This window comes from Acidothermus cellulolyticus 11B, from assembly GCF_000015025.1.
GTDB classification, from domain to species: Bacteria; Actinomycetota; Actinomycetes; order Acidothermales; family Acidothermaceae; genus Acidothermus; species Acidothermus cellulolyticus.
On sequence record NC_008578.1, the window covers coordinates 134,994 to 160,823 of the forward strand.

General features: G+C 65.5%; 22 protein-coding genes and 1 tRNA gene. 12 read left to right on the forward strand and 11 right to left on the reverse strand.

The annotated features are described in order from the left end of the window. Both ACEL_RS00695 and ACEL_RS00700 read left to right on the forward strand, forming a co-directional pair. Complete coding sequence (locus ACEL_RS00695; RefSeq protein ID WP_041834849.1) at window positions 1-888, forward strand: carbohydrate ABC transporter permease; 888 nt, start codon at window positions 1-3, stop codon at window positions 886-888. Next, window positions 885-2,321 carry a GH1 family beta-glucosidase gene (locus ACEL_RS00700; RefSeq protein ID WP_011718972.1) on the forward strand — a complete coding sequence of 479 codons (1,437 nt, stop codon included), beginning with the start codon at window positions 885-887 and terminating at the stop codon, window positions 2,319-2,321. The genes ACEL_RS00695 and ACEL_RS00700 overlap by 4 nt, the downstream gene beginning before the upstream one ends. Before the next feature lie 442 nt (window positions 2,322-2,763). Here the strand turns inward: ACEL_RS00700 and ACEL_RS00705 are convergent, their stop codons facing one another. Further along, window positions 2,764-3,795, reverse strand: a complete 1,032-nt coding sequence (locus ACEL_RS00705) for a LacI family DNA-binding transcriptional regulator (RefSeq protein WP_011718973.1) — start codon at window positions 3,793-3,795, stop codon at window positions 2,764-2,766. A 293-nt stretch (window positions 3,796-4,088) separates the two neighbouring features. Between ACEL_RS00705 and ACEL_RS00710 the strand changes: the two genes are divergently transcribed. Further along, the gene (locus tag ACEL_RS00710) at window positions 4,089-5,498 is read left to right on the forward strand and encodes a glycoside hydrolase family 6 protein (protein WP_011718974.1); all 1,410 of its coding nucleotides are present in this window, start codon (window positions 4,089-4,091) and stop codon (window positions 5,496-5,498) included. Between the two features lie 63 nt (window positions 5,499-5,561). On the opposite strand, the gene ACEL_RS00715 is transcribed toward ACEL_RS00710, so the two are convergent. Both ACEL_RS00715 and ACEL_RS00720 read right to left on the reverse strand, forming a co-directional pair. Next, window positions 5,562-6,239, reverse strand: coding sequence for a ThuA domain-containing protein (locus ACEL_RS00715; protein WP_011718975.1), 678 nt, complete (start codon window positions 6,237-6,239; stop codon window positions 5,562-5,564). A 167-nt stretch (window positions 6,240-6,406) separates the two neighbouring features. Beyond that, on the reverse strand, window positions 6,407-7,081 hold the full coding sequence (locus tag ACEL_RS00720; RefSeq protein ID WP_202943378.1) for a phosphoribosyltransferase: 675 nt from the start codon (window positions 7,079-7,081) through the stop codon (window positions 6,407-6,409). A gap of 88 nt (window positions 7,082-7,169) precedes the next feature. Between ACEL_RS00720 and ACEL_RS00725 the strand changes: the two genes are divergently transcribed. The 3 genes from ACEL_RS00725 (at window position 7,170) to ACEL_RS00735 (ending at window position 12,015) form a co-directional block, all read left to right on the forward strand. Then, window positions 7,170-8,183, forward strand: a complete 1,014-nt coding sequence (locus tag ACEL_RS00725) for a zinc-dependent alcohol dehydrogenase family protein (protein ID WP_011718977.1) — start codon at window positions 7,170-7,172, stop codon at window positions 8,181-8,183. Window positions 8,184-8,394: 211 nt separating this feature from the next. After that, window positions 8,395-10,596, forward strand: coding sequence for an amylo-alpha-1,6-glucosidase (locus ACEL_RS00730; RefSeq protein ID WP_011718978.1), 2,202 nt, complete (start codon window positions 8,395-8,397; stop codon window positions 10,594-10,596). A 285-nt stretch (window positions 10,597-10,881) separates the two neighbouring features. Beyond that, complete coding sequence (locus ACEL_RS00735; protein WP_011718979.1) at window positions 10,882-12,015, forward strand: glycosyltransferase family 4 protein; 1,134 nt, start codon at window positions 10,882-10,884, stop codon at window positions 12,013-12,015. On the opposite strand, the gene ACEL_RS00740 is transcribed toward ACEL_RS00735, so the two are convergent. The 3 genes from ACEL_RS00740 to ACEL_RS12185 all read right to left on the reverse strand — a co-directional run bounded on the left by ACEL_RS00740 (window position 11,991) and on the right by ACEL_RS12185 (window position 14,180). Then, window positions 11,991-12,716, reverse strand: a complete 726-nt coding sequence (locus ACEL_RS00740; protein WP_011718980.1) for a class F sortase — start codon at window positions 12,714-12,716, stop codon at window positions 11,991-11,993. The genes ACEL_RS00735 and ACEL_RS00740 overlap by 25 nt on opposite strands. Before the next feature lie 127 nt (window positions 12,717-12,843). Further along, on the reverse strand, window positions 12,844-13,401 hold the full coding sequence (locus ACEL_RS11265) for a neocarzinostatin apoprotein domain-containing protein (protein WP_011718981.1): 558 nt from the start codon (window positions 13,399-13,401) through the stop codon (window positions 12,844-12,846). Window positions 13,402-13,568: 167 nt separating this feature from the next. Beyond that, the gene (locus ACEL_RS12185) at window positions 13,569-14,180 is read right to left on the reverse strand and encodes a PQ-loop repeat-containing protein (protein WP_011718982.1); all 612 of its coding nucleotides are present in this window, start codon (window positions 14,178-14,180) and stop codon (window positions 13,569-13,571) included. 22 nt (window positions 14,181-14,202) lie between these two features. Between ACEL_RS12185 and ACEL_RS00755 the strand changes: the two genes are divergently transcribed. The 5 genes from ACEL_RS00755 (at window position 14,203) to ACEL_RS00775 (ending at window position 19,687) form a co-directional block, all read left to right on the forward strand. Further along, window positions 14,203-15,330: a LacI family DNA-binding transcriptional regulator gene (locus ACEL_RS00755; RefSeq protein ID WP_011718983.1), complete on the forward strand. Its 1,128-nt coding sequence runs from the start codon at window positions 14,203-14,205 to the stop codon at window positions 15,328-15,330. A gap of 235 nt (window positions 15,331-15,565) precedes the next feature. Next, on the forward strand, window positions 15,566-16,711 hold the full coding sequence (locus ACEL_RS11270) for a Rieske 2Fe-2S domain-containing protein (RefSeq protein ID WP_011718984.1): 1,146 nt from the start codon (window positions 15,566-15,568) through the stop codon (window positions 16,709-16,711). Between the two features lie 398 nt (window positions 16,712-17,109). Beyond that, window positions 17,110-17,445: a neocarzinostatin apoprotein domain-containing protein gene (locus tag ACEL_RS12190; RefSeq protein WP_011718985.1), complete on the forward strand. Its 336-nt coding sequence runs from the start codon at window positions 17,110-17,112 to the stop codon at window positions 17,443-17,445. A gap of 10 nt (window positions 17,446-17,455) precedes the next feature. Then, window positions 17,456-18,352: a 3-hydroxyacyl-CoA dehydrogenase family protein gene (locus ACEL_RS00770; protein ID WP_011718986.1), complete on the forward strand. Its 897-nt coding sequence runs from the start codon at window positions 17,456-17,458 to the stop codon at window positions 18,350-18,352. Window positions 18,353-18,628: 276 nt separating this feature from the next. Beyond that, entirely contained in the window at window positions 18,629-19,687 is a 1,059-nt protein-coding gene (locus tag ACEL_RS00775; protein ID WP_011718987.1) for an aldo/keto reductase, read from the forward strand. Window positions 19,688-19,752: 65 nt separating this feature from the next. Here the strand turns inward: ACEL_RS00775 and ACEL_RS00780 are convergent, their stop codons facing one another. Continuing rightward, entirely contained in the window at window positions 19,753-20,337 is a 585-nt protein-coding gene (locus tag ACEL_RS00780) for a TIGR03086 family metal-binding protein (RefSeq protein WP_011718988.1), read from the reverse strand. 149 nt (window positions 20,338-20,486) lie between these two features. After that, window positions 20,487-21,527, reverse strand: a complete 1,041-nt coding sequence (locus ACEL_RS00785; protein WP_011718989.1) for a prenyltransferase — start codon at window positions 21,525-21,527, stop codon at window positions 20,487-20,489. Window positions 21,528-21,750: 223 nt separating this feature from the next. Here ACEL_RS00785 and ACEL_RS00790 point away from each other — a divergent pair, with 223 nt between their 5' ends. Further along, window positions 21,751-23,184: a cryptochrome/photolyase family protein gene (locus ACEL_RS00790; RefSeq protein WP_049751314.1), complete on the forward strand. Its 1,434-nt coding sequence runs from the start codon at window positions 21,751-21,753 to the stop codon at window positions 23,182-23,184. Window positions 23,185-23,333: 149 nt separating this feature from the next. On the opposite strand, the gene ACEL_RS00795 is transcribed toward ACEL_RS00790, so the two are convergent. From ACEL_RS00795 to ACEL_RS00810, 3 genes are all read right to left on the reverse strand, one after another. Then, window positions 23,334-24,182, reverse strand: coding sequence for an ABC transporter permease (locus tag ACEL_RS00795; RefSeq protein WP_011718991.1), 849 nt, complete (start codon window positions 24,180-24,182; stop codon window positions 23,334-23,336). Then, window positions 24,179-25,093: an ABC transporter ATP-binding protein gene (locus ACEL_RS00800; RefSeq protein ID WP_041834850.1), complete on the reverse strand. Its 915-nt coding sequence runs from the start codon at window positions 25,091-25,093 to the stop codon at window positions 24,179-24,181. The genes ACEL_RS00795 and ACEL_RS00800 overlap by 4 nt, the downstream gene beginning before the upstream one ends. 634 nt (window positions 25,094-25,727) lie before the next feature. Continuing rightward, window positions 25,728-25,800, reverse strand: a tRNA-Arg gene (locus ACEL_RS00810). Window positions 25,801-25,830: the final 30 nt, after the last annotated feature.

Below are 25,830 nucleotides of genomic sequence, written 5' to 3' on the forward strand. Positions count from 1 at the left end.
ATGGCAACCGTCGAACAAACCATTCGTACCGCGCCGGCGCGGCGCTCGCGGCGGCGCTCACGAGCCGGTCGGCAGCTGACCGCCGGGCCTTTCACCTACATCGTGCTGACCATCGTGACGGTGATTTCGGTCTTTCCGCTGTACTACACGATGGTGATCGGCTCGCACACCAATGCCGAGATGGCGCAAACCCCGCCGCCGTTCACCGTCAATACCTCGCTCTTCGACAACATGCGTGGAGCGCTCAAGCAGCAGCCGCTCTTCCGCGACATCTTCAACTCCATCATCGTGTCCGGATTCATCACCCTCGGAACAGTCGCTTTCTGTACCCTGAGCGGTTTCGCCTTTGCGAAACTCCGTTTTCGCGGCAACAAGCTCTTGTTCGCACTGACCATCGGGACGACGCTTATTCCCCCGCAGCTCGGCGTCATTCCGCTCTACATCTACATGTCCAAGTTTCACCTCACCCACCACTTGGCTGCTGTAATCTTGCCGAACCTGGTCAGCGCATTCGGCGTGTTCTTCATGCGCCAGTACCTTGTGACGGCGATGCCGACGGAGCTGCTTGAAGCAGGGTGGGTGGACGGAGCGTCGACATTTCGCATTTTCCGCTCCGTCGTTGTGCCGATCGCGCGTCCTGCCATGGCGGTTCTCGGAATGATCACATTTCTCTTTGCCTGGAACGACTTCTTCTGGCCGATGATCGCGCTGACCACGCGGAATGCAACCGTTCAGGTCGGTTTGGCGGGTCTGGGTCAGGGTTACGTACCGCAGCAGGCGATCATCATGGCAGGCACCATGCTCTGCACCTTCCCGCTGCTCATCGTTTTCGTGTTACTCGGCAGGCAGATTGTTGGAGGCATCATGCAAGGAGCGGTCAAGGGATGACACAAATCGAAGAGCGCGATCAGGTCGAGAGTCGGCCCACGCTACGGTTCCCTGACCGCTTTGTGTGGGGTGTGGCGACGTCCGCCTACCAAATCGAAGGCGCCGTTGCTGAGGACGGGCGCGGTCCGTCGATTTGGGATACGTTCAGCCACACGCCGGGAAAGGTGGTCGGCGGCGATACCGGAGATGTCGCCGCCGACCACTACCACCGTTACGTCGGCGACGTCCGGTTGATGGCGGACCTCGGGGTCACGTCCTACCGGTTCTCGGTGGCGTGGCCGCGTATCCTGCCCAGCGGCTCCGGTGCGGTCAATCGAGCCGGACTCGATTTCTACTCCCGTCTGGTCGATGAGCTGCTGAACCACGGCATCACGCCTGCACTGACGCTTTACCACTGGGACCTCCCGCAGGCGTTGCAAGACCAGGGCGGGTGGACGAATCGTGCAACTGCACAGCGATTCGCTGAATATGCGGTCGTCGTCGCCCGCGAATTGGGTGATCGGGTGAATTTCTGGATTACTCTCAACGAGCCGTGGTGCGCGGCGTTCCTCGGTTACGGGGCGGGCGTTCATGCACCCGGACACACCGACAGTGCGGAAGCCTTGACGGCGGCGCATCACCTGCTCCTTGCGCACGGCCTGGCAGTCCAGGCCCTGGGCTCGGTTCTGCCGCCGGATTGCCAGATGGCGATCACGTTGAATCCAGCGGTCGCGCGACCGGCGAGCCTCGCCGAGGAAGATGTGGCCGCCGCCCGGAAGGTCGACGGATTACAGAATCGGCTCTGGCTGGATCCGCTGTTTCACGGCACCTATCCGCAGGATGTGGTGAATTTCACGTCAAAAGTCACCGACTGGTCGTTCGTCCGTGACAACGACCTCGCAGTGATTGCGACCCCCTTCGACATTCTGGGGGTCAATTACTATAACCCGGTCATCGTCGGTCACTATGCCGGCTCCGGATCGAGGGGACGCGACGGCCACGGTCAGGGAACCGGTGAGACCTGGCCCGGGTGCCCCGATATTCAGTTTCCCGAGTGGCCGTTCCGGCGGACCGCGATGGGCTGGCCCATTGACCCCTCCGGACTCTACGAACTCCTCATTCGGCTGAACCGCGACTATCCACGGCCGATCATGATTACTGAGAATGGCGCCGCGTTCGATGATGTCGTCACGGACAACAATCGGGTGCGGGATCCGGCACGGGCGGCGTACATCCAGGAACATCTTGCCGCCCTCCACCAAGCGATTGCCGACGGCGTGGACGTTCGCGGTTATTACCTCTGGTCATTGATCGACAACTTTGAATGGGCGTACGGATACTCACGCCGGTTCGGCATCGTTTATGTCGATTTCGAGACTCAGGAGCGGATCATCAAGGACAGTGGGTATTTCTACTCGCTGGTCGCACGGACGAACACGATCGCGGCGCCCTGAGGGGATATTTCGCTCAGGCGGTATCGCCACTTCCCGAGGACATATCACCGCTCCCTGAGAGGCATCGCCCTGAGGGATATCGCCGTGTCTCGCTGGGACGTCGCGGCACTCCGGGAGACGGTGGGTTCCATGAGGGGACGACCCGATCGATGAGACGACGAGCCGCCGCGGGCGACGAGCACGATCGCTGATCCCTGACACGGCGCGCCGCGCGTCGTGACGGTCCGTGTGCGGGTAGCGGTGCGGGCGCCGGGTTGGGGAAGGTGGCGACGACCGCAGTGACAGTCCGTGCACGGGTGACGGCTGTGCGGATGACGGCTGCACATGCCGGTCAGCTAACCGCTCGCCGGAAAATGACCTGCTGATGCCCGGGTACGTACGGCGGTGCACCCGACGCACGGACCGTTCGCCGGAAACTGACCCGCCGGCGCACGGGTGGCGGCTAGCTCGATTCGCGGATGATCAGCTCCGTCGGCACGATCAGTGACGCCGGGCGGGTGCCCGGATTCCGCAGTTGGGTGAGGAGAAGCCGCGCCAACGACCTTCCGATCTCCTCCATCGGCTGACGCACCGACGTCAGTTGCGGTTCGGCAAGGCGCGCCGCGTGCGAGTCGTCAAAACCGACCACCGCCACGTCGTCCGGAATCTTGCGTCCCGCAGCCCGCAAGGCGCGGATCGCCCCGATCGCCATGAGGTCGCTCGCGGCAAAGACCGCGTCTAAATCCGGAACGCGAGCAAGCAACTCACGCATGGCACGCTCGCCGCTCTCCTCGGAGAAGTCACCGTGCGCAACCAAGCGGCGCCAGCTGCGCCGTGCCGGAGCCGGCAGCGCCTCCCGGAATCCTTCGAGTCGGTCCACACCAACCGGCATGTCTTCCGGGCCGGCGATCGTCGTGATACGGCGGCGGCCCCGTTCAAGGAGGTGTGCAACCGCGGCAGAAGCGCCACCCCGGTTGTCCGCGTCGACATACGGGACGTTGACCCCGGGGAAGGGCCGGCCGGAGAGCACCATCGGCGTCTCGGTGGTCGCCAGCACCTGCAGCAACGGGTCCTGCCGGTGAAGGGACATCAGAATGAACCCGTCAGCGTGACGGTTCCGGATGTACCGCTCGATCCGCGATCGATCACCACCCGCGCTCAGCAGGACAAAGGCAAATTCTGTATTCGCCAGTTCCTCGTTGATTCCGCGTATGGTCCCTGCGAAGAAGGGTTCAGAGAAAACGCGGGTCTCCGGCTCGGAAACCACGAGCGCAATCGTGTCGGTACGCTGCGTGACGAGTGATCGAGCGGCGCGATTCGGAACATAGCCGAGGGCCTCGATAGCCCGCTCCACGGCGCGTCGCGCCTCGGGCGACACCCGCGGGGAACCCGTCAACACCCTGGAGACCGTCGTCTTCGAGACCCCCGCGGCAGCGGCTACCGCCCAGACCGTTGGGCGACGACCAGCCGCCCGCTCTGCTCGCGCCGAGGTCATGAACGATGTTCCTTCCTACCATCAGTGTGTCTCAGGGTAACGCTAAGTGGTCAATCCACCGGAAGAAATCATGCCTCTATCAGGTCGAATGATTCCATTCGGTGCAACGCCTCCAGGGTCTTGACACTGCGAGCCCTCTCCGCCGACACTACCGAGTGTGGGACCGTTCCCACCACTGTAACGGTGATCCACCGGCGAGGCGAGCCGCCGTCCGGGCTAGTCAAGCGGTAAAACGCCGTACGTCGTGCCGACATCGCGGCCATTCACGAACCACCGAGACGAAGGGCAAAACGATGGGAACGTACCCAATCCGGTCAGTGTCCGGCGGTGTCGCGCTCGCCGCCTGCGCCGTCCTCACGATGACCACTGCGGCGGCTGCAACACCGATCCATGATGCCTCATCGCCGCACACCATTCCGCCGCACGCACGGCTCTATACCCCTCCGCCAGACAAAGGTGCGATCAAGCAAATCACCGACCTGCTGAAGGCGCGCGACGTCCGCGACGCCCGCCTGATTGCGGAAATGATTTCCACTCCGCAGGCGGTCTGGTTCACCGGCGGCACGCCCGATCAGGTACGCCGCGACGTCCATCGGGTCGTCACCAAGGCGGCGGCGCATCACGCCATTCCCGTCCTCGTTGCGTACAACATTCCATTCCGCGACTGCTCGCAATATTCCGCCGGCGGCGCGGTGGACACGGCCGCGTACGAAGCATGGATCGACGGATTCGCTGCTGGAATCGGCGACAAAAGAGCCATCGTGCTCCTCGAGCCGGACAGCCTGGGCATCATTCCGTACAACACGGATATCAACGGAAACGCCGAGTGGTGCAAACCGGATCTCAGCGGTACGGGATTGACGCCCGACGAGGCGAACCAAGCACGCTACGACCAGCTGAACTACGCAGTCGACGCACTCGAGGCGCACCGCAATGTGAGCGTCTACCTCGACGGCACGCACAGCGGATGGCTCGGGGTCGGAGATATTGCGCAGCGGCTCGTCCGAGCCGGTGTGCAACGGGCACAGGGCTTTTTCGTCAACGTGTCCAATTACCAGACGACCGAGCGGCAAATCAAATACGGCACCTGGATTTCCGAGTGCATCGCCTTTGCGAACGATCCGGAGGAAGGCGGCTGGCGACTCGGACACTACAGCTGGTGCGCCAGCCAGTACTACCCGGCGAATCCGAACGACTTCAGCACGTGGGTTCAGACCGACCAGTGGTATGCGAGCAATTTAGGAACGGCGGTTCCGACGACGCACTTCGTCATCGACACCAGCCGTAACGGGCGCGGACCGAACGACATGACGGCGTACGCCGCCGCGCCGTACAACCAACCGGCCAGCGTCATTTCGGCGCTCCAAGGCGGTAGCTGGTGCAATCCGCCGGGCCGGGGACTTGGGTTGCGGCCCACGGTGAATACCGGCGTACCGCTGCTCGATGCCTACCTCTGGGTGAAGATTCCCGGCGAATCGGATGGGCAGTGCGATGCTGCCGGCGGCGCCCGGGCCTGGGACTACTCGGCGTACACCGAACCGGGTTGGCCGACCGATCCCAGCCAGCAGGCGCTCTTCGACCCGCTCTGGGGCTTGTACGACCCGCCCGCCGGGCAGTGGTTCCCGCAGCAGGCCCTTCAGCTTGCGCAGCTCGCTGTCCCGCCGTTGCAGCCGCAGTGGCCCGTCCCGCCGGTGCATCACTGAGGGGCCCTGCCACGGACATGAACCTTCGGCGAACAACGTGACGATGGGAGGTGTTGGCAAGAGTCAATCGCCGTACGCCGCAGACCCGGCCCACAGCAGACCTCGCTCTACGATGCGCCGGGTCTGCGGCACCAGAAGATCCTCGGGGGAATGGCCGAGAGTGCAGACGAAAACCTTTCCCTTCTGAAAGCGACGTGTCCACACCACCGGCATGACCGCGCCTGCAGTATCCGGCGCGCCGTGCCCGCCATTGAAAGTTGTTGTTGCGTGTACCCGCAGGGTCGGGTCGACGTGGCAGAAGTACTGCTCGGTGTGCACATCGAACCCGTCGACACCGCTAACGATCGGGTGATCGCCGGTGATGTCGACGCGATAGTCGACGAAATCTCCTGGATGCGCGACGAAATGACCGCCCACCATGAACTGATAGCGGTACGCAGCGTCGAAGGTCGCAAGCACGCCACCGTGCCATCCCGCGAATCCTGCGCCCCGGGTGACCGCGCCCACCAATCCGTCTTCCTGGTCCGGCGTTAGAGCGCCGCCGGTCCAGCACTGCACGATGAGCGAGAAAGATCGCAGCAGCTCGGTGTCCGCATACACCTCGAGGTCCTCGCGCACGAGGACGTCGAAGCCGTGTTCGCGGAGGCAGGGAAGGAAGAGGTCGGTGCAGGCCGCCGGTTGGTGTCCTTCCCATCCGCCGCGGACCACCAAGGCCCGCTGGGTGCCATTCGTCGTATCCATGACGATACGTAGTCTGCCGTGAGCAGCGGCTCGAGGACGGGCGTACCGGTCCGCAGGTGGACGCCGTGTCTACGGGCCGGGGATGAAGGGTCGTACGGGCCGGACAGCCCGGGCGCAGTGTCCCGGGTACCTACGCCGCGGGCGGGCCCGCTAACCGGGCGGGCCCGCTAGCCGGCCGGGGCTGAATCCAGAAGCGCCCGCACGTCGTCGTCCTCAGGGGCGCGGAAGTCGCGGTACCAGCGACCGACACCGAAGAAATTCACCGGCGTGGCAAGACAGATGAAACGATCGGCAGCGTCGGCCAACCGCTCTGGTGCATCGACCGGCGCGACCGGTACCGCGACGATCACACTCCGTGCGTGGCGGGCGCGGGCAGCCTCGCATGCGACACGAGCGGTCGAACCGGTTGCCAACCCGTCATCGACGATGATCGCTGTATGCCCGGTGAGGTCCAGTGGCGGCCGGTCGCCGCGGAACACTCGCGCACGCCGCTCAAGTTCAGCCCACTCGGCGCGTTCCACCGCATCGATGGTCGATGCGTCGAGCCCGGTGAGGCGGATGACCTCCGGATCCAGGACACGCAGGCCGCCTTCGGCGATCGCGCCGAACGCTAATTCCGGGTGCCAGGGGACACCCAGTTTGCGCACCAGGAGAACGTCCAGGGGAGCGTTGAGCGCCCGTGCGACTTCGTGGGCGACGACGACGCCGCCGCGGGGCAGTCCGCAGACCACCATCCGTTCCGCAGGCGTGTCGCCAAGCAGTGCAACAAGCCGAGCCGCGAGCTTCCTGCCCGCCTCGGTCCGGTCAGCGAAGACGATGTCGTCTGCTGAATGGTCGCTCATCGCGGTGAACCTCCCGCGGAGCACTTTCGTGTCCGGTGAACGTGGAGTCAGTATTCCCCATCCAGCGGCGCGGGCCAGACTGGAACGTATGCGCGCGTGGGTGGTTCACCGGCCGCGTCGCTACGACCCGGCGGCGTGGCGCACTGAGCATCCGCTCGTTCGCACCGAAAAGCCCGACCCGCTTCCCGGCCCTCATGAGATCCGCATTCGGGTCAGCGCGTGCGGCGTATGCCGGACGGACCTCCACCTGGCCGAAGGCGATCTCCCGCCGCGGCGGCCCGACACGCTACCCGGGCACGAGATTGTCGGCACTGTCGACATGGTCGGCACCGAGTGTCAACGCTTCGCAGCGGGAGATCGCGTCGGCATCGCGTGGTTGCGCTACACCTGCGGCGAATGCCGGTGGTGCCTGCGCCATCGGGAGAACCTCTGCCCGTCGGCCCGATTCACCGGCTGGGACGCCGACGGCGGTTACGCTGAGTTCGCTGTTGTCGACGAGCGGTTTGCCTACCGAATCCCGGACACCTTCGACGACGAACACGCCGCACCGCTCCTCTGCGCGGGCATCATCGGCTTTCGTGCTCTCCGCCTGGCGGACTGCCCTCCCGGCGGACGCCTCGGCATTTACGGCTTTGGGGCTTCGGCGCACCTGGCCGCACAGGTTGCCCGGCATCAAGGGGCTGACATTTACGTCTTCACTCGCTCGGCGCACGGAAAGGAGCTGGCCCGCGAACTCGGGGCGTCCTTCGTCGGAGACCCCAACACGCCGCCGCCGCAACCGTTGGACGCTGCGGTAATCTTCGCGCCGTCCGGCGACATTGTTCCTGCGGCACTGGCTGCACTGGACCGGGGCGGCACCGTCGCCATTGCGGGTATTCACCTCACGGCGATACCGCAACTGGACTATGTCGACGCGCTCTTCGGTGAGCGGGTGTTGCGCTCCGTCACTGCGAACACTCGGGCGGACGGTGAAGAGTTTCTCCGGATCGCGGCCGAAGCCAAGGTTGTCGTGGCAACGTCGCCGTATCCGTTCGACGCTGCTGACCGTGCGCTCACCGATCTGGCCGCCGGCCGGGTCCGCGGGGCCGCCGTTCTCTGTTGACCTTCAGGGGAACGCGGCCCGGGGAGAACGCAAGGGTGACGTCTGTATTCAACGCCCGCGGGGCACTGACGGATCGGCCTGCGCGCCGGCGGTTATCAGCGGATCGGCCTGCGCGCCCCGATGAATCATCGGATCGGGCCGACTACTATTCGACATTCGGGCGCGGCTAACGAAGCCGCGCCGATCGTTGCCGAGACCCGATGAGGACGCCGTGACCGAGCTCCCTGCGCTTGAAGAGATCGAGGGCGCCGAGGTTCCGCTGACCGATGGCGCGGCGGCGGGGATGGTCACCCTCGTTGAAGGGGTGACATTCTGCATTTGCGGCCGGTCCGGGGACATTCACGGTGCGCAGCAGGGACTGTTTTTCCGCGACACCCGTTTCATCAGCCGCTTCGAATTGATCGTCGACGGTCAGCATGTCGAGCCGCTGGCCACCTACCGTCCGTGGCCGTATGCCGGGACTTTCATCGCCCGCCGGCCGCCGCGGTCGGCAAACGTGGACAGCACACTGCTTGTCATCCGCCGCCGGTATGTCGGCAATGGGATGCGCGAAGACGTCACGATCCGGAATTTGGGCAGGGAGACGGCCGGCGTCCTGCTCAATCTTGAGGTGGACAGCGATTTCGCCGGTTTGTTCGAGGTGAAGGAGGGCACCGTCCGGGTCCGTGAGAGCATCCAGCGCGAGGTCCGCGGCAACGCGCTCTGGCTGGGATTCCGTCGAGGCGGGGAGACCCGGGCCGTCGTCGTGACGGCGGATCCTCCGGGAACCGCTCTCTTCGGCACCACGGCCTCAGCGACGACCGGCAGTATCGGCTGGCAACTCGTCGTCCACCCTCATCAGGAGACGACCGTCAGCATCCAGGTGACCGTCGAGGTTGACGGGGTCGAGGTGCCGCCCCGGTATCGGCTGGGTGAGCCGGTTGAGGCCAGTCAGCCCGCCACGAAACTGGCCGCCTGGCGATCAGTCACTCCGTCGGTCCAGACCCCCGATGAGCGCCTTGCCACCCTGCTGAAGAAGAGTGCGGAAGACCTCGGCGTGCTCCGCATCTTCGATCCCGACCATCCCGACCGGGCAATTGTGGCTGCGGGCGCTCCGTGGTTCATGGCGATTTTCGGCCGGGACTCGCTCATCACGAGCTGGATGGTTCTTCCCCTCGATCCGAGCCTCGCGCTGGGCACCCTCCAGACCCTTGCCGAATTGCAAGGAAAGAAGGTTGACCCGCTGTCGGAGGAGGAACCAGGCCGTATCCTGCACGAAGTCCGGTCCGCCATGGACGTCGACCTTGCACTCGGCGGGAGCAACATCTATTACGGCAGCGTTGACGCGACGCCCCTCTTCGTCATGCTGCTCGGTGAATTGCGCCGGTGGGGGCTGGCCCGCCAAGACGTGGACGCCCTGCTCCCCTATGCCGATCGAGCGCTCGAATGGATTACGACATACGGCGACAAGGACGGCGATGGATTTGTCGAGTACCAGCGGGCCACCGACCGGGGTCTGGTCAACCAGGGTTGGAAAGATTCCGCTGACTCCATTACGTTCGCCTCCGGTATCCCGGCGCGGCCGCCGATTGCGTTGGCGGAAGTGCAGGGTTATGTCTACGCCGCCTACCTTGCGCGCTCTCATTTCGCGCGGGAACTCGGGCAGCGCGACGTTGCCGAACATTGGGCGGCGAAGGCGATGGAATTGAAACGCCGGTTCAACGAGGAATTCTGGATTTCCGACCGCGGCTACTACGCGATCGCGCTGGACGCCGACAAGAAGCCGGTCGACGCCCTCGCGTCTAACATGGGGCACTGTCTGTGGACGGGAATCATCGACGAGGAGAAGGCCCCGTCGGTCGCGGCCCATCTCCTCGGTCCGGACATGTTCACCGGATTCGGCGTCCGCACACTCGCGTCGTCCATGGCGGCGTACAACCCGATGAGCTACCACAACGGTTCGGTCTGGCCGCATGACAATGCGATCGTTGCGGCGGGTCTGATGCGATACGGCTTCGTCGCCGAAGCACAGCGGATCGCCCTCGGATTGATCGACGCATCGGCGGCGTTCGGCGGCCGGCTTCCGGAGCTCTTCTGCGGCTTCGACCGCTCGGAATTCGCCGTTCCCATCCCATACCCCGCCTCGTGCTCCCCGCAGGCATGGGCGGCCGCGGCGCCGTTCTATCTGCTGCGGACCCTGTTGCGTTTCGATCCGTGGGTGCCGTTCGGCCAGGTGTGGTGCGCACCCGCTGTCCCATCGCGCATGGTGCCGCTCCGGGTCGAGCGATTGCACGTCGCCGGCTCGACGGTCAGCGTCGACGTGACCGCAGACGGAGCGACGGTCACGGGGCTGCCCGACGGGGTCGAGCTGATCGTGCAAGCACGGCCGCCGCTCACGGCCTCGTCGGTTCCACCGCTCGATGGCGGCGCCTGAGCGCGGCGGCTGTCGATCGCTCGATCATCGCGGGAGTGTGGACCACCCCAGCTTGGCTTGATCATCTCCGGTCTCTCGCGTGATCGGCTGATTTGACACCGGATATTGCGGTTTCGTAACTTTTCTGCCGGGTAATCAGGCTGATGGATTCGGCGAGAGCGTCCGGCGCCGGCATCCGCCTTGATCTTTGAATCGTTAGTGCTGGACATGGCGCACCGACCCCGGTGTCGGCGCATCGCCGGCTCCGCATGCTCGTCGCCGTTCGGTAGCGAGAAAGGGGGCGCTATGAGCGCAGTGGTGTCTGCTGTTCGTCCGGCGGAACCGGTCCAACCGGCACGCCGCAGCCTGCACATCGCGATGGTCGCGCCTCCCTACTTCCATATCCCCCCGTCCGGGTACGGCGGCGTCGAGCAGGTCGTCGCCGATCTGGTCGATGGTCTCGTCGAGCGGGGTCACCAGGTCACCCTGATCGCCGCCGGTGAAGCACGGACCAAGGCGACCCGATTCATCCCGACCTTCCCCGAGCCGCTCTCCGATCAGCTTGGTCTGCCGACCCCTGAAGTGCTGCACGCGGCACGGGTTGCCCGCGCGCTTGAGGGTCTCGACGTCGATCTTGTTCATGATCACACGCTGGCGGGACCGTTGCTCGCCCGCGGGCGACTCGCACCCACCATCGTCACCGTTCACGGCCCGGTGTCCGGCGATCTCGGAGTGCTCTACGAGGCGTTAGGTGACACGATCAAACTGGTCGGCATTTCCGAGGCGCAGCGCGCGGCCGCACCGGCCTTGCCGTGGGTGGGCACGGTCTACAACGCGATCCGCGTGGAGACCTTCCCCTTCCGGGCGGAGAAGGAGAATTTCGCACTGTTCATCGGGCGGTTCCATCCCGAGAAGGCTCCACACCTGGCCATCGACGCGGCGCGAGCGGCAGGCCTGCCGATCGTGCTTGCCGGTAAGTGCGCTGAGCCGATAGAGAAGGCGTACTTCGAGGAGTACGTCCGCCCACGCCTCGGGCCCGATGTCACGCTCTACGGCGTGGCGGACGCGCACGCCAAGCGTGAGCTGTTCTCAGCTGCGTGCTGCCTGCTCTTCCCCATCTGCTGGGAGGAACCCTTCGGCCTCGTCATGATCGAGGCGATGGCCTGCGGTACGCCCGTGGTCGCACTGCGTCGCGGTTCCGTCCCCGAGATCGTGGTGGACGGCCGCACCGGTGTGGTGGTGGACACGCCGGAGGAGCTGCCGGATGCGATCCACCGGGCCCGTCGGCTCGATCCGCGGGATTGCCGCGCTCACGTTGAACACGAATTCAGCGTGGCGCGGATGGCTGCCGGCTACGAGGCCGTGTACGAGCGGGTGCTCTCGGCCATTGCCGAGCCGAGTGCGGACGGGCAGCTTCACCTCTCCGCGGGGACGGCGTAGACGACGACGTTGTCGACGTAGTGGCCGGTCTTCCGGTCGAAGGGTCCGCCGCACGTGACGAGCACGAGCCGCGGAGTTGTCGCCTGGTCGAAAACCGAGGCGGGAAGGGCGGTCTTTCGGTAGACGCGGCGTCCGACAACGCGATACGTGAACGTGCCGCGGTCCGTTTGCACAAGGACGGCCGACCCCATGGGAAGCCGGTCCAGGTAGAAGAGCGCGCCGGGTCCCGCTTCGGCGGTGTCGACGTGGCCATCGAGGACGACCGTGCCTTCCTCCCCCGGGGCAGCACCCTGGCGCCACCAACCGACGACGCGAGGATCCGCCGGTACGCCGAGTGTTCCGTCGGGAAGTATGCCGACGGGCTGGACCGGGGCGCTGACCTTCAGTGCCGGGATTTCGAGCCGAAGGACGTGCGGTCGCGGGGCCGTGGCGGGCGTGGGGGTGGCCGTGGGCGTGCTGTATCCGAGGCCTGACGCGCTGCCGGCAGTGGCAGGGTTTGGTGTCCCGGCGGCCCACGGTGGCTGGTTCCCGGACGGCGGTCCGCCGGGGACGATACCCGCCGGACGCGGCGTGATGTAGCCGGATTGCGTTGCCGCCCACCCGGAACCGGCGAGCAGAACAAGGCCGGCAGCGGCGGCAAGAATCTCCCAGCGCAACCACCACCGGTGGCTGCGCTGGGAGCTGGATGAGTTGCCACCCACGGCCGGCTCTTCGGTGCGTTTGTTCGCTGCTGCGCAGCCGAACGGCCACGTCGTTTATGGGAACGCGCTTTGTGGCACTGAGCGAGCGCCAGCGACGGGCGGTCGGACAGCGGCTTCGGTGTTGCGACTAGTGGGTTGACCGGCGGGCGCGGAACGCGAAACCACCGGCGCTCGCAAGCAAGGCGGCACCGCCTAGCGCCGCCAGCGTGGTGACCAACCAGGTGTTGTGCCGCTGGTCAGCTTGGCCGCCGGTGCCGGCGGTGACCCCGGAGGGCGCAAAGCTGATCAACGCAAAGGCACTCTCCGTCGGGTTGGGCGTCGGCTGAGCAACGGTGATCATGCAGGGTTGCGTGGCGCTGCAGGTGACATTGTTCTGCCCAAAGGGCCCCTTGGTCACGGTGATGCTGGCTGATACCGCTCCGTTGGCGTTCGACGTTGTGCTCACCACGCCGTTGAGGTTGCAATCAGCCTGCGAGGTGGAGGCCCCTTTCGCGGCGCATTCGGTGACAACTAACGGTTCGTTCGGTGAGAATCCGGTGCCGGTGACCTTCACGGTCTGACCGGAAGCGAGGCCCGTACTCGGTGAGACTGTGATCGACGGACTGGCAGCCGATGCAGGCGCCGACAACAGGATGACCGCTGCCGCTGGGGCAACGAGGGCACTGAGCGCGCCGAAACGTTTCATGTCGCACCTCCCGAGAGGAACACGGTGATCCGTACGTTCTGCCACAGAGCAGATGGATCTTGCGCTGACGGGAGGAATTGTTCCACTCGGGAAGATCGTGTAACAGACGTCCGGCGGTAGAAGGCTCGCTCACCGCGCGCCGTGATCCGTGAACGATCCCGTTGTCGTTACGCCGCACTCCACGCGGCGCGCAGCCTCGTCGTCCCCTCCAAAGCGACGAGGGTGACCGACGTCGTGATGCCGATTCCTGCGCTCACGAGCACCGGAATGTCCCGCGCAAGGAGCGCATATCCGAGCCAGCAGAGCTGGGAACCGCTGCGCAGCAACCATGTCGTCACCGAAACGCCGGAGATTACACCGGACCGGTAGGTGCCGAGGGATTCGTACACCTGCGGCAAGCTGGAGAACAAGCCAATACTGAAGCCGAGGTAACCGACCAGCTCCGCCGGTAAGGCCCACGACAACGCGAGCACGGCACTTGCGGCTGCGATCATGCGGAGCATGCGGCTGCGCCGGGACAATCGGGCGGGCACCAGGATGGTGACGATCGACGCGCCGGTGATGAGCAGTGCGTTGCCGGGAACCTGCGGAAGTGAGGCGGTTCGCAGCCCGTAGCTCAGCCAGGCCAGTCCGCTGGTGGTCATGATCCCCCAGGTGAAGGCGGAGACGCCTCCGCGGCCCGGATGGCGAATCACCCGGGCGATCTGTGGAATCACCATGACGACGCCGAACAGTGAACCGAAGTAGCCGAGGGCGAAGGCCAGCTCGTGCTTGGTCACGGATCACTCCTCGGTTCGCAACGTGATTGTAACGATACAGCAAGCGTATCGACATGGCGCGGACGGTTCTCCAGCTGCTGCGGCCACCATCGTGCTCGGTACCGTGGCGGTCGTGGAACGGCGTCCAACTCTCGACACGGTTGCGCAGGCGTGCGGCGTTTCTCGGATGACGGTCTCCAACGTGTTCAATCGGCCTGACCAGGTGGCGGCCGAGACCCGGGAGCGGGTCCTCCGCGCGGCGCAGGCGCTGGGTTACATCGGACCCAATCCGACCGGCCGGTCGCTACGGCACGGTCGGACGCAGACGATCGGCGTCCTGCTCACCGAGCGCCTGCCGTATGCGTTCACCGATCCGGGATTGCTGCAATTCCTGCAGGGCGTCGCGACCGAGCTCGCAACCTGGGGACACGCGCTGCTTTTGCTTCCCACTCAAGAAGGACCGGAAGCCGGCTCGGTGGCCGGCACAGCGCTTGTTGACGGCTTTCTCATCGTCCTGGCGGGGGCTTCCGACCCGGCGGTCACCCAGGTGCTGCGCCGTGGGCTGCCGGCGGTGAGTTGGGGTCAGCCGCGACTGCCGGGCGTCCCGCGCATCGGCATTGATAACACGCGGGCCGCCGCCGAGGTCGCCCGGCACCTCCACGATCTCGGCCATCGTCGGGTCGGTGTGATCAGCTTCGGCGCTGGGCGACAGCTCCGCGCGGTTCACCAGACGATGCGGCAGCGCGTCACCGGCTTCAGCGCGGTTTTCGCTGCCGATCCGCAGGCCGTCGTGCAGGTGGTGCACGCCACGGCGAACACCCGCTCGGCTGGCTCGGAAGCGGCGCGAGATCTCCTGGCCGCTGAACCTCGACCGACGGCAATCTTCGCCGTGACCGACGTCCTTGCTCTAGGGGCTCTTGACGAGGCGATGCGGCAACGGATCGCCGTCCCAGCCGAGCTCTCGGTTGCTGGTTTTGATGACATTCCGGAGGCTGCTCGGGCCGTGCCCCCGCTGACCACGTTCTCGCAGGCCCTTGCGGAACAGGGACGCGCGGCGGCGCGGATGCTCTTGGACCGGATCGCGGGACGTGCCGGCTCGGTGCCGGCGTTGGAAACGCGGTTGGTTGTCCGGGGCAGCACGGCACCTGCCTCGGTCCTTGTCGAGGCGTGACACGCGGGGGAGGTGTGTTTCTTCGCCCGTTGCCTGTGGGTACCCGCGGCGGCTGCGCTCTCGGATGTGGAGATCTGGCCCGCCAGGGCGTGACAGCTGCGCGTCCGGCCGGTTTCGCTCGAACGTCGCAGCCCCGTGGACCGTTATAGCTGTTGCAGCGCTTGGGCGATCAGAGCGTTGCAGTCCGGGAGGTGCCGCGGCACCGACGCGCAGGTCGGCATGAAAGGACCGTTTAGTGGGCAGCAAACCCGATGCACGGATTGAGCGCCGAAGCCTCCGTGTTCCGCTTTCTGTTTCGGACAGCCGGCCGGAGCGTGCCGCATATGCCCTGCTCCCGCTGCGCGCGTTCCTCGGCTTCACCTTCTGTTACGCCGGCCTGCAGAAGCTCGCGAATCCCGCGTTCTTCAATGCCCGCAGTCCCATCTCGATTCAGGCCCAATTTCTGGGAGCGGTGCGGCGCAGCCCGATTCACGCCCTGCTTCAGCCGTTGTCGTCGCACGCTTGGGCGATCGGGGTTCTCATGGCGCTCGGCGAGTTGGCGGTCGGTTTAGGCACGCTGGCCGGACTCTTCACCCGGATCGCCGCGCTCGGCGGTGCCGTGATTTCGTTCAGTCTTTTCCTCACCGTAAGCTTTCACAGCAATCCGTGGTACACCGGCTCCGACATCGTCTTCTTCTTCGCCTGGTTGCCGCTTCTCGTGGCGGGTGGCGGGCCGTTCTCTCTTGATGCCTGGGTTGACCGCGCGGTGCAACGACGAGCATCGAGCCGCGCGCGTGCGGATGTTCCGCCTGATGAGATGCGTCGCCGGCTGGTTGGCTCGCTTGCTGTTCTCCTCGGTGCGTTCGGTATGGCACTGGCCGGCTTGACGGCGGGTATCGGTCGTCTGCTCTACACGCCAGCAACGTCGGGCGCTACCTCCGCGCTTCCGGGCGGCGGTTCGCCCGGCCTGGCCCGGCCGTCCCCGTCCGGCGGAACCGCCGCCGGCGGGACTCCGTCCGGCGGTGCGGCGTCAGGAAATCCGTCCCCTGCCGGTGGGCCGTCCGCCGGTGCGTCGTCTCCCGGAGCCTCGTCGGGCGGAGTGCGGATCGGTCCGGCGAGTGCCGTGCCGATCGGCGGTGCGGCAAGCTTCCAGGATCCGGCGACCGGCGATCCGGCGATCGTCGTCCGCCCGAGCGCCGGTGTTTTTCACGCATTCGACGCGGTATGTCCGCATGCCGGATGCACCGTCGGTTACGACCCGTCGAGCGCGGTGCTGGTGTGTCCCTGCCACGGATCACGGTTCAATGCCACGAGCGGCGCGGTGCTCAACGGTCCGGCGCCGACGGGACTGACACCGATCAAGATCCGTGAAGGCTCGGACGGACAACTCTATGTTGACTGACCCGGAATCGGACGGCGGCAGCGATGCAGCCGAACATAACGTGTCGGGATCTGGGGCAATATAGAAAAGCGGATCTTCCGAACGTGTGGATTGCATCCGCGAGATCGAGAGGGCGGAGGGCAGGGACGATGGTCGGCACACCGAGGGTCACCATGAGTCCGCGTGGTGCAAGGAGTCGGGCTGAGGGTCGGGCCAAGGCAGGGATCGGGCTGCGCAGCCTGTCGCTAGTCGCGGCAGGACTTTTGCTTGCTGCCTGCAGCAGCTCCCACAAGGCGACCACCGCGCAGACGCCTGCGTCGAGCTCCGCGTCGGCATCGAGCTCCGTCTCGGCCAGCTCACCGACCGCCGCGAGCTCGACGGCGTCCAGTGGTGCATCGGCGGGCAGCGGGGGCGCCGGTGTGCACCCGACCATCTCGATCACACCTGCGGGCCCGTACACCGACGGTCAAACGGTCCACGTGACCGGCAGCGGGTTCTCACCGCACGAGTCTCTCGTTGTCGAAGAGTGCGCGAACAAGGGCACGAACACCGGTCCGGGAGATTGCGACTTGGAGGGACTGGTGTCTATTACGTCGGACGCGAACGGGAATGTGACCGCGGATTACAAGGTGAAGAAGGGGCCGTTCGGCGCTAACAAGATTGTTTGCTCCGCGAGTCAACCGTGCCTGCTGTCCGTGACGCAGCCGACACCGAATCCGACCGAAGAAGCGGATGTACCGCTGAGCTTCCAGTGAGTGCTCCGCGGTGACTACGCCTCTGCCGCCGGTGATCGCCGTCATCGGCGGCGGCGTGATGGGCTCCGGCATTGCCGGCGCATTTTTGCGTGCAGGATGCAACGTCATCTTGATCGAGCGGGATGAGGCAGCCGCTGAGCAGGCAAGGGACCGGGTGGAACGGCAGCTCCAGCGCGCCAGCGGCGCGGCGGTGGATGATGGCCTCGCCCGCTTGACGGTAGGGTCCGACGTCGCGGGTATTGGGCAGGCCGGGCTGATCGTAGAGGCGGTCGTCGAAGATGTCATGGCGAAACGGCAGGTGCTGGCCGCTGCGGAACGTCACGCACCCAACGCCCGATTGCTGGCGACGAATACCAGCAGCATTTCGATTGATGAACTGGCGGCCGGGATGGCGCGCCCCGATAGGTTTCTCGGTCTGCATTTCTTCAACCCGGTTCTCAGCAGTGCGCTCGTCGAAGTTGTCGTCGGGACAGCGACCGCGTCCACGGCGGCGGCATACGCGGTCGACGTGGTACGGGCGTTGGCTAAGCAGCCTGTCACGGTGCACAATTCACCAGGCTTTGCCAGCAGCAGGCTCGGCGTCCTTCTCGCATTGGAGGCAATACGCATGGTCGAGGAGGGTGTCGCCACGCCCGAAGATATTGACACTGTCATGACCCTCGGATATCGGCATCCGGTGGGACCGCTGCGGTTGACAGATATTGTCGGCCTAGACGTGCGGCTGGCGATTGCTGAGTATTTGGCCGGTCGACTGGGACCCCGTTTTGAACCACCCCGCCTCCTTCGCGATCTGGTTGCGCGCGGTTCGTTGGGCCGGAAGGCGGGCCGCGGGTTTTACGTGTGGCCGGCAGAGTCAGCTGGCGGCGGATCGAGAGAGTGCGGCAGTTCAGCAGATCAAGGAGATTAGCTGTCTGACGGAAGTTCTACGGTGCGTGGGTCTCGCGTCATACTTCGCCCCGCGCCGCCGACGTGCAGGACGTCGTTGTGTCCCTGAAACGTGAGGCGACTAATTTTTTATTATAGCCGGCTCGGTACTGGTGCTGGGCGGCGCCGTGAGGTGAACAATCGGGCCGCGCTGCACGGTCGTGACCGCGTTACCTCTCCGAGGTGCCAGGCGATAAGCTTTTCACAACGAACACGCGTGGTGTTGCAGAAATCTTCGGCGCTAGGAGGATTGCTAATCATGGAGTATCGCCAGCTCGGACGGTCGGGTCTTCGGGTTTCGTCGCTCACCCTCGGCACGATGACCTTCGGAGGTGTGGGCTGGGCCGCTGCCGTCGGGTCGACGGACGTCGACGGAGCCCGGCGTCAGATCGCAATGGCTTTGGAGGCCGGCGTCAATCTCATCGACACCGCTGACGTGTATTCCGCCGGGCTCTCCGAAGAAATCATCGCGAAAGCACTTCCGGTGGCCCGCGAGGATGTTCTTATCGCAACCAAGGTGCGGATGCCGATGGGTGATGGGCCCAACGACGCAGGGCTCTCCCGGCATCACATCATCCGCAGCTGTGAGGCGAGTCTGCGCCGGTTGGGCACCGACTACATCGACCTGTACCAGGTGCACGAATGGGACGGCCAGACGCCGTTGGAGGAAACACTCGCAGCGCTTGACCACTTGGTCAGCTCGGGCAAGGTGCGGTACATTGGCGCGTCGAATTACGCTGCCTGGCAGTTGATGAAGGCGCTCGGTGTCTCCGAGAAGCACGGATTCACCCGCTTCGTCAGTCAGCAGATTTACTATTCGCTGCAGGCTAGGGACGTCGAAGATGAACTCGTTCCGTTGAGCATCGATCAGGGCCTTGGCATTCTCGTCTGGAGTCCGCTGGCCGGTGGCCTTCTCTCTGGGAAGTACCGCCGAGGAGTCCGCCCCGAATCCGGCCGGCATCTCGGCAATTGGAACGAGCCGCCGGTCTATGACGAGAACAAGTTGTACGACACCATTGATGTTCTCGTCGACATTGCGCAGAACCGCGGCGTCTCCGCCGCCCAGGTGGCGATTGCGTGGTTGCTGGGGCGGCCGGGTGTGACGACGGTCATCATCGGCGCGCGGACGGACGAGCAGCTGGCCGACAATCTGAAGGCCGCGGATCTGCAGTTGTCTGCCGAGGAACGGGAACGGTTGGACAAGGTAAGCGCCCAGCCGCTGCGTTACCCGTTCTGGCACCAGGCCAAGACGGCACGCGACCGCCTCAGCCCTGCCGATCTGACCCTGCTTGGTCCGCACATTGCGGCGTCGCAGTGACGCCGGCAGCAACCTGCAATACCGGCGTGTGACGTGACGGGCGGCCCGCGGGCGCGGGCCGCCCGTCACGTCGTCAGATCTGCGCTGGACCGGCCCAGCAGGCCGACAAGTTGCGTAATTGCCGGCGCGCCTTCGCTCACCGGTTGCGGCGGCGCGAATGGACCAGGCCCGGGAGGCTGTTGAGCGAACCGCTTTTTCGTGAATTCCAGCGCCGTCCGGACCGGTTCCTCCGGAAAGTCGATCGGCTGGCCGGTAGCGCGGGCTAGATCCCAGCCGTGCACCACCGCCTCGACGAGGCGCAGGTAGAGGGCGGCCTGTCCGGGAACACGGCCGGCGGGGACGACGATCAGGCGTTCGAGAGCGCCTGCTTCGCGGAATGCGGCGAGAAGTTCATCGGCGCTGCTTCGATACGCGGTGCGGACATCCTCGGTGATCTGTGGCGGCCCCGACGGCCGGGAACCCGCGGCGAACTCCTCACCGTGCAAGGCGCGGACGAATAGACGATGCCCGAGGACCAGGTGACTGGCGACCGCATGGACGTCCCATTCCGCGCACGGCGTGGCATTGTGCCACTGGTCGGGGCGGATGGCGGCGATGATGCGCTCCGTCGTGTCAAGTGCTGTTGCCAATTGAGTGATTGCGTCAGACACAAATCCTCCTGAGGGGGCGACATTTTTCCATACGCGTCACACACGAAATCGCCTGTGCAGAGCGGCATATCTTGTTGACAGGCCAGCGTTCCCTTGCCGGTCTCCGATACGCATTCTCCCTACGTGGCGGCCTTCTCTTGGTGAGGCGGCTAGAGAACCGAACCGGGCCAGAGTGCCCCGACGGCGAGGCCGGCAAGAAAGAGCCAACCGTACAAGCGGTTGTGAACCAGGCAGACCCGATGGAACCAGAGTGGCCAGCCGATGTATCCCGGAGGTGGTTGTTCGGGTGCAGGCCGGGAGAGAACGCGAAGCGCCCGCATCGCCCGCGGCGCAGCGAGGAACACAACCAAGGTGGCCACGCTGAGGAGACCGGACGCGACGGCCGCCACGACGGCGGCGTACATGGCAATAATCATGCCGATCGTGAGGCGTCTCGCCGTCGTTGCCCCGAGCAGCACAGGCAGTGTCCGCTGGCCGTGGCCGGCGTCGTACCCGCGTTGGTCAATATGTTTGCCGACGAGGATTGATGAAACGCCGAGTCCGTACGGAACCGCGGCGAGAAAGGCGGCGGCCGACCACGTCCCAGTCAGGACGTAGTAGCCTCCGCCGATCATGAGCGGGCCCCAGACGATGAACGCTGCGAATTCGCCGAGTCCGAGCTCTTTGAGGGCGCGCGGTGCAGCGTCGTACCCCCAGAGCAACCCGGCTCCCGCGATGGCGAGAGCCGCGGCCGTCCACCCGCGGAGAAAAATGAAATATCCACCGATAAGGAGCGCAACCGTCCCGAGAATGCCGATGCCGACCGCGAGAGCACGCGGAGAGACAACGCCGCTGGCAATGGGATGCAGTGTATAGCGCCGCCGCGGTGATTCCGGCGTGTCATGCCCCCGCCGGAAACCGAAGTAGTCGTTGGAAATGTTGCTGATGGCATGCAACACGACGAACGCGATGAAGAGCAAAAGGAAGGGGACGGGTTGGAACCGCCGGTCGGTCGCGGCAAGCAGTCCGGCGATGAGTGCTGCTTGGGCGGAAATGACCAGGATGACGCTGCGCGCGGCGTACAGAAACCGTGTGATCGGTCCGAAGGTGGACAGTTCGGCGGCACTGGTCGGATAAAAGCCGGTGAAAGCTCCCGCCCACGCCAACCGGCGCCGGGGGTTCCGGTTAGGGGTAACGTGACGTGTCGGCACGGGATTTACCCTACGCCCGTCACGTGGCCGCCGTTGCCCTATGGGCGCGCAGCAGCTCGGCCTAGCAGGCGGACGTCCCCCGGCCGGTGCGTGGTCGCGGGTGGCGGCCGCAAGCGGTGACAGGCGTCAATTGCCCTGCACCCGGTGGGCCCCGGGGTCACAGATGAGGGCTGGTAGCTGCGACCCTTCCGTGACCCCGACCGGAGCGTGCGAGCATGGCGGCGTGTTGAACACCGCATTGCCGCCCACGAAAAGACCGATCGTGTATTGGTTCCGCCGGGACTTGCGGCTGGCTGATTCGCCGGCACTTGTGGCGGCAGCCCGCGCCGCGGGAGCTGAACCGATCGTGCCGCTCTTCGTTGTCGATCCCCGCGCCGGGCGCGGCGCCGGCCCAAATCGGTGGCAGTTTCTTGCCAGCTGCCTGGAGGAGCTCGACCGGCAACTGGGCGGGGCGTTGACCCTTAGGCGGGCGCCAGGGGTCGGCGGCGCGGCTGCGGTCGCGGCCATAGTGGCTGGCTTCGCGGCCGAGGTCGGCGCCGAGATTGTGGTAGCGAGTGGGGAGACCACGCCTTATGGACGGCGACGCGACCGCATCGTGGCGGAGCGTCTTGCGGCGGAGGACCGGCGACTGCTCCTCCTGGATACGCCATACTGCGTCGCCCCCGGGCGGCTCAGGCGGACCGGCGGGCATCCCTACCGGGTATTCAGCGCTTTCTACCGCGCCTGGCTGGCCGAACCTGTCGAAGCGCCGTATGAGCGACCGGCCGCCCGCTTCGACGCACTCGTATCTGATGGAGAGGCGACGGATCTGGTCGATGCTGCCGGGCGCGGCTACGATGTTTCACCGTCGTGGTGGCGGGATCTCCCCTTAGGCCCCGCGCCACACCTGCCAGCGGCGGGCGAACGGGCTGCCATCGACCGGCTTACCCAATTCTGCGAAAGTGCTTTGCCGCAATACGACCGGCATCGGGACCGACCCGACATGGCGGGCACATCGCGGCTCTCCGCCGACCTCCATTTCGGCACGCTGCACCCGCGGACGGTGCGGGATGCTGCCCGCAAGACCGTGGAAGGTCCTGCGCTGGATCGGTTTCTCGCTGAACTTGCATGGCGCGAGTTCTTTGCCGACGTGCTGTGGCACCGACCGGATGCCGCGTGGCACTCGTGGGATCCCATCGGACGTCACCTGGCCGTGGACGACGGACCGCAGGCGCGGGAGCGTTTCACCGCGTGGGCGCGGGGTGAGACCGGATACGGCCTGGTCGACGCCGGAATGCGTCAGCTGCTGTCCGAAGGCTGGATGCACAACCGCGTACGTATGGTGTCGGCGAGTTTCCTGGTAAAAGACCTGCATCTCGATTGGCGGTGGGGCGCGCGGTGGTTCCTGTGGCACCTTGTTGACGGCGATATCGCCTCAAATAATCTGAACTGGCAGTGGGTGGCCGGAATTGGCACCGATGCGGCGCCGTACCACCGGATCTTCAATCCCGATCGCCAAGCGGAGCGCTTTGACCCTGACGGTGCTTATCGCCGTCGGTACTGCGCTGATTTGCCTGCCCGACTGTCGATCGTGAATCACAAAGCGGAACGGGCGGAGGCGCTGACTCGTTGGGCGGCGGCGAAAGCCGCGGTCCGCCATGAATCCACCGCCGATTAGCGGCTCCCGGGTGGCCGGCGACTCGGTGAGCAGCTTTCGGCGCGCGGCGGCGTCCTGCAGCGACGCCGACAGCCGCCGGTGTACGACCGCGCAGCACTCCGCGCCTCGCGTTGTCTTATCTGGGAGCGATGGCGCGTTGTCGGTGTGTTTTACACATCCATCCGCGAGAAACGCTCCGCACTGACCCACCCGACGATGACGGCAGCTGCGAGAAAAACACCGAGGCTGAGCCACGGATTGGTGCCACCGGCAGTGTCGAAGCCGTGGCGCGACGGGTCCAGCGCGCTCTGGGCGTCGCGGAACGGGAGCGCGTAACGCCAGACTCCCTTGTTCATGGCCGGGACGGCGCCGATCGCGACTTCCACGAAATTCAGCCAGATGATGGGCAGAATAATGCCCCAGCGCATGCTCCGGGTCAGCGCGGTGACCGCGAGGAAAACCAGTCCGAAGCCACAGGCCACGAGTGCAGAACGGCACATCAGGCCGGCAAAGAGCCCAGGTGTTACCGCGTCGCCTCCGACGCGATTCCACAACCCGGCGCCAGCGAGGACGGCGGCGCCCAGCACAAGCGCTACGACGCCGGCTACCACGCCGTACCCGCACACCGTGATGGTTTTGGCGGCGAAAAGAACGCGTCGGCGCGGCAGGTGGGTCAGCACTACGTCGATAGTCCCGTACCGAAACTCATGCCCTATTGCCATGGCCGCGAAAATGCCGACGAGAATGGCAGTGGTAGAGACCGGCGCCGTGACGACCGATATCCAGGTGTCGAGCGACGCGCTGCCGAGACTGCCATTGGTTGCCTCACGAAGGTCTGCTTGGCCGCGGCCCACAAGGTATGCCAGAAGGGCCGAGGCAACACAGCAACCCAGAATCACCCACGTGGACAGAATGGATCGGGCCCGCACCCACTCCATCGCGAGCGCCGGCCCAAGTACACCGCGCGGCACTGGTGTCGTGGCGGAAGTCCGCCGGCTGTCCGAGACGGTTTCGGTCATGGCGTGCTCCTCGACGGCACGAATTCCTGCGATTGGGCGGTCAATTCGAGGTATACCTGTTCGAGGGACGATCGTTCCTGCCGCAATTCCAGGAGTTTTACCGCCGCCGTCGTCGCGGCGGTCGCGACGATTCCGGTGTCGTCAACGTCTGCCACGACGAATCCGTCGTCCCGGAGGTGAGCGGCTATTCCCATGCGGTGCAGTTCGGCGACCAGTCGCCCGTTGTCGTCGGCCCGCGCCAGCACTTCCGGTTTTCCGTACCGCTGGAGAAGGGTCTCCATTTTCTCGTCGGCGACCAGGCGCCCGCGGGCGATGATGATGACGCGGTCGGCTAGCAGTTGCATTTCGCTCATCAGGTGACTGGACACGAAGACGACGTGACCCTGATCTGCGTAGCTGCGTAGGAAGGTGCGGAACCAGTAGACCGCGTGGGCGTCGAGCCCATTCATCGGTTCGTCCAAGAAGAGCACCGGCGGCCGCGCCAGGATCGCCGCCGCCAGACCCAGGCGCTGGGCCATACCGAGGGAGAAGCCGCCCGCGCGCTGGTTGGCCACGTCGGTTAGACCCACTTCCGCCAGAACCTCATCGATGCGCTGAGGCGACACCGAGTGGATGCGGCCGAGCATGTCGAGGTGTGCGCGGGCTCGGCGCTTGGGGTGGAAGGCGCGCGGCTGGAGATGACACCCGACGACCGGCGTGCCAGGCCGGTACGCCGACAGGCTCTTGCCGGCGAAGAGGGTCTGGCCGCTGCCCCGAGCCAGTCCGAGCATCAGGCGCAGCGTTGTTGTCTTACCAGCACCGTTTGGTCCCAGAAAGCCGGTGATCGAACCGGGTTCGAGGGTGAACGACAGGTCATCGACGGCAACCCGGCTGCCGAAACGCTTGCCAAGGTGCACGGCTTCCACGTTCATCGGCGTCTCCCTTTTTCCGTCCGCGCCTTTTCTCACCCGCGCCTTTTCTCACCCGCGGCTGCTTCTTTGCCACTTGCAAGCGCCCTGTTTCCATCTACAGCCGCCCGTTCCCACCGACAGTCGCCCGTTGAGATCAGGAGCATCAGCTTATCGTCACCGAAGGCCGGGAATCGCCGGGATTGGCCTGCGCCGTGCCGCACGGCCGTGCAATCGCTCTCACACGGGGTCGGGATTGCTTCCTCTGCGCTCGCATCGCAAATATCGGGTGGATTGAACGCCGGGTCTCTCGCACGTCAGTGCGTCTGGGAGTACGACATCCGGGACTAGTCCTTGGATACGTCCTCGTCGGATGCGTCCTCGGGTAGGTCCGGGCTTCATACGTGGGTGCGTCGTTATCAGCTTTCGGTCTGAGGGCGACGTCCGTCAATTATTCTGCGGCGGCAGAAATGCCATCCCCGAGGAGGCGACGTCCCTCGGCCTGAGGGTGACGTGCGCGTTTGCGGGCTAGGTGACGGTCGGGCTGCGCCGTTCCAGGAGGAGCACATCGCGCCACGGGCCGTGGTGGCGGCCAAGGCTCTCGCGGGTACCAACGATCACGCGGCGGGTCACGCGTTTGTCAAACGGTTCAGATCCGTGCCCCCGGCAGGAATCGAACCTGCGACACGCGGTTTAGGAAACCGCTGCTCTATCCCCTGAGCTACGAGGGCGGGACCTTTTCAGGGTAGAACGGCGGGTGC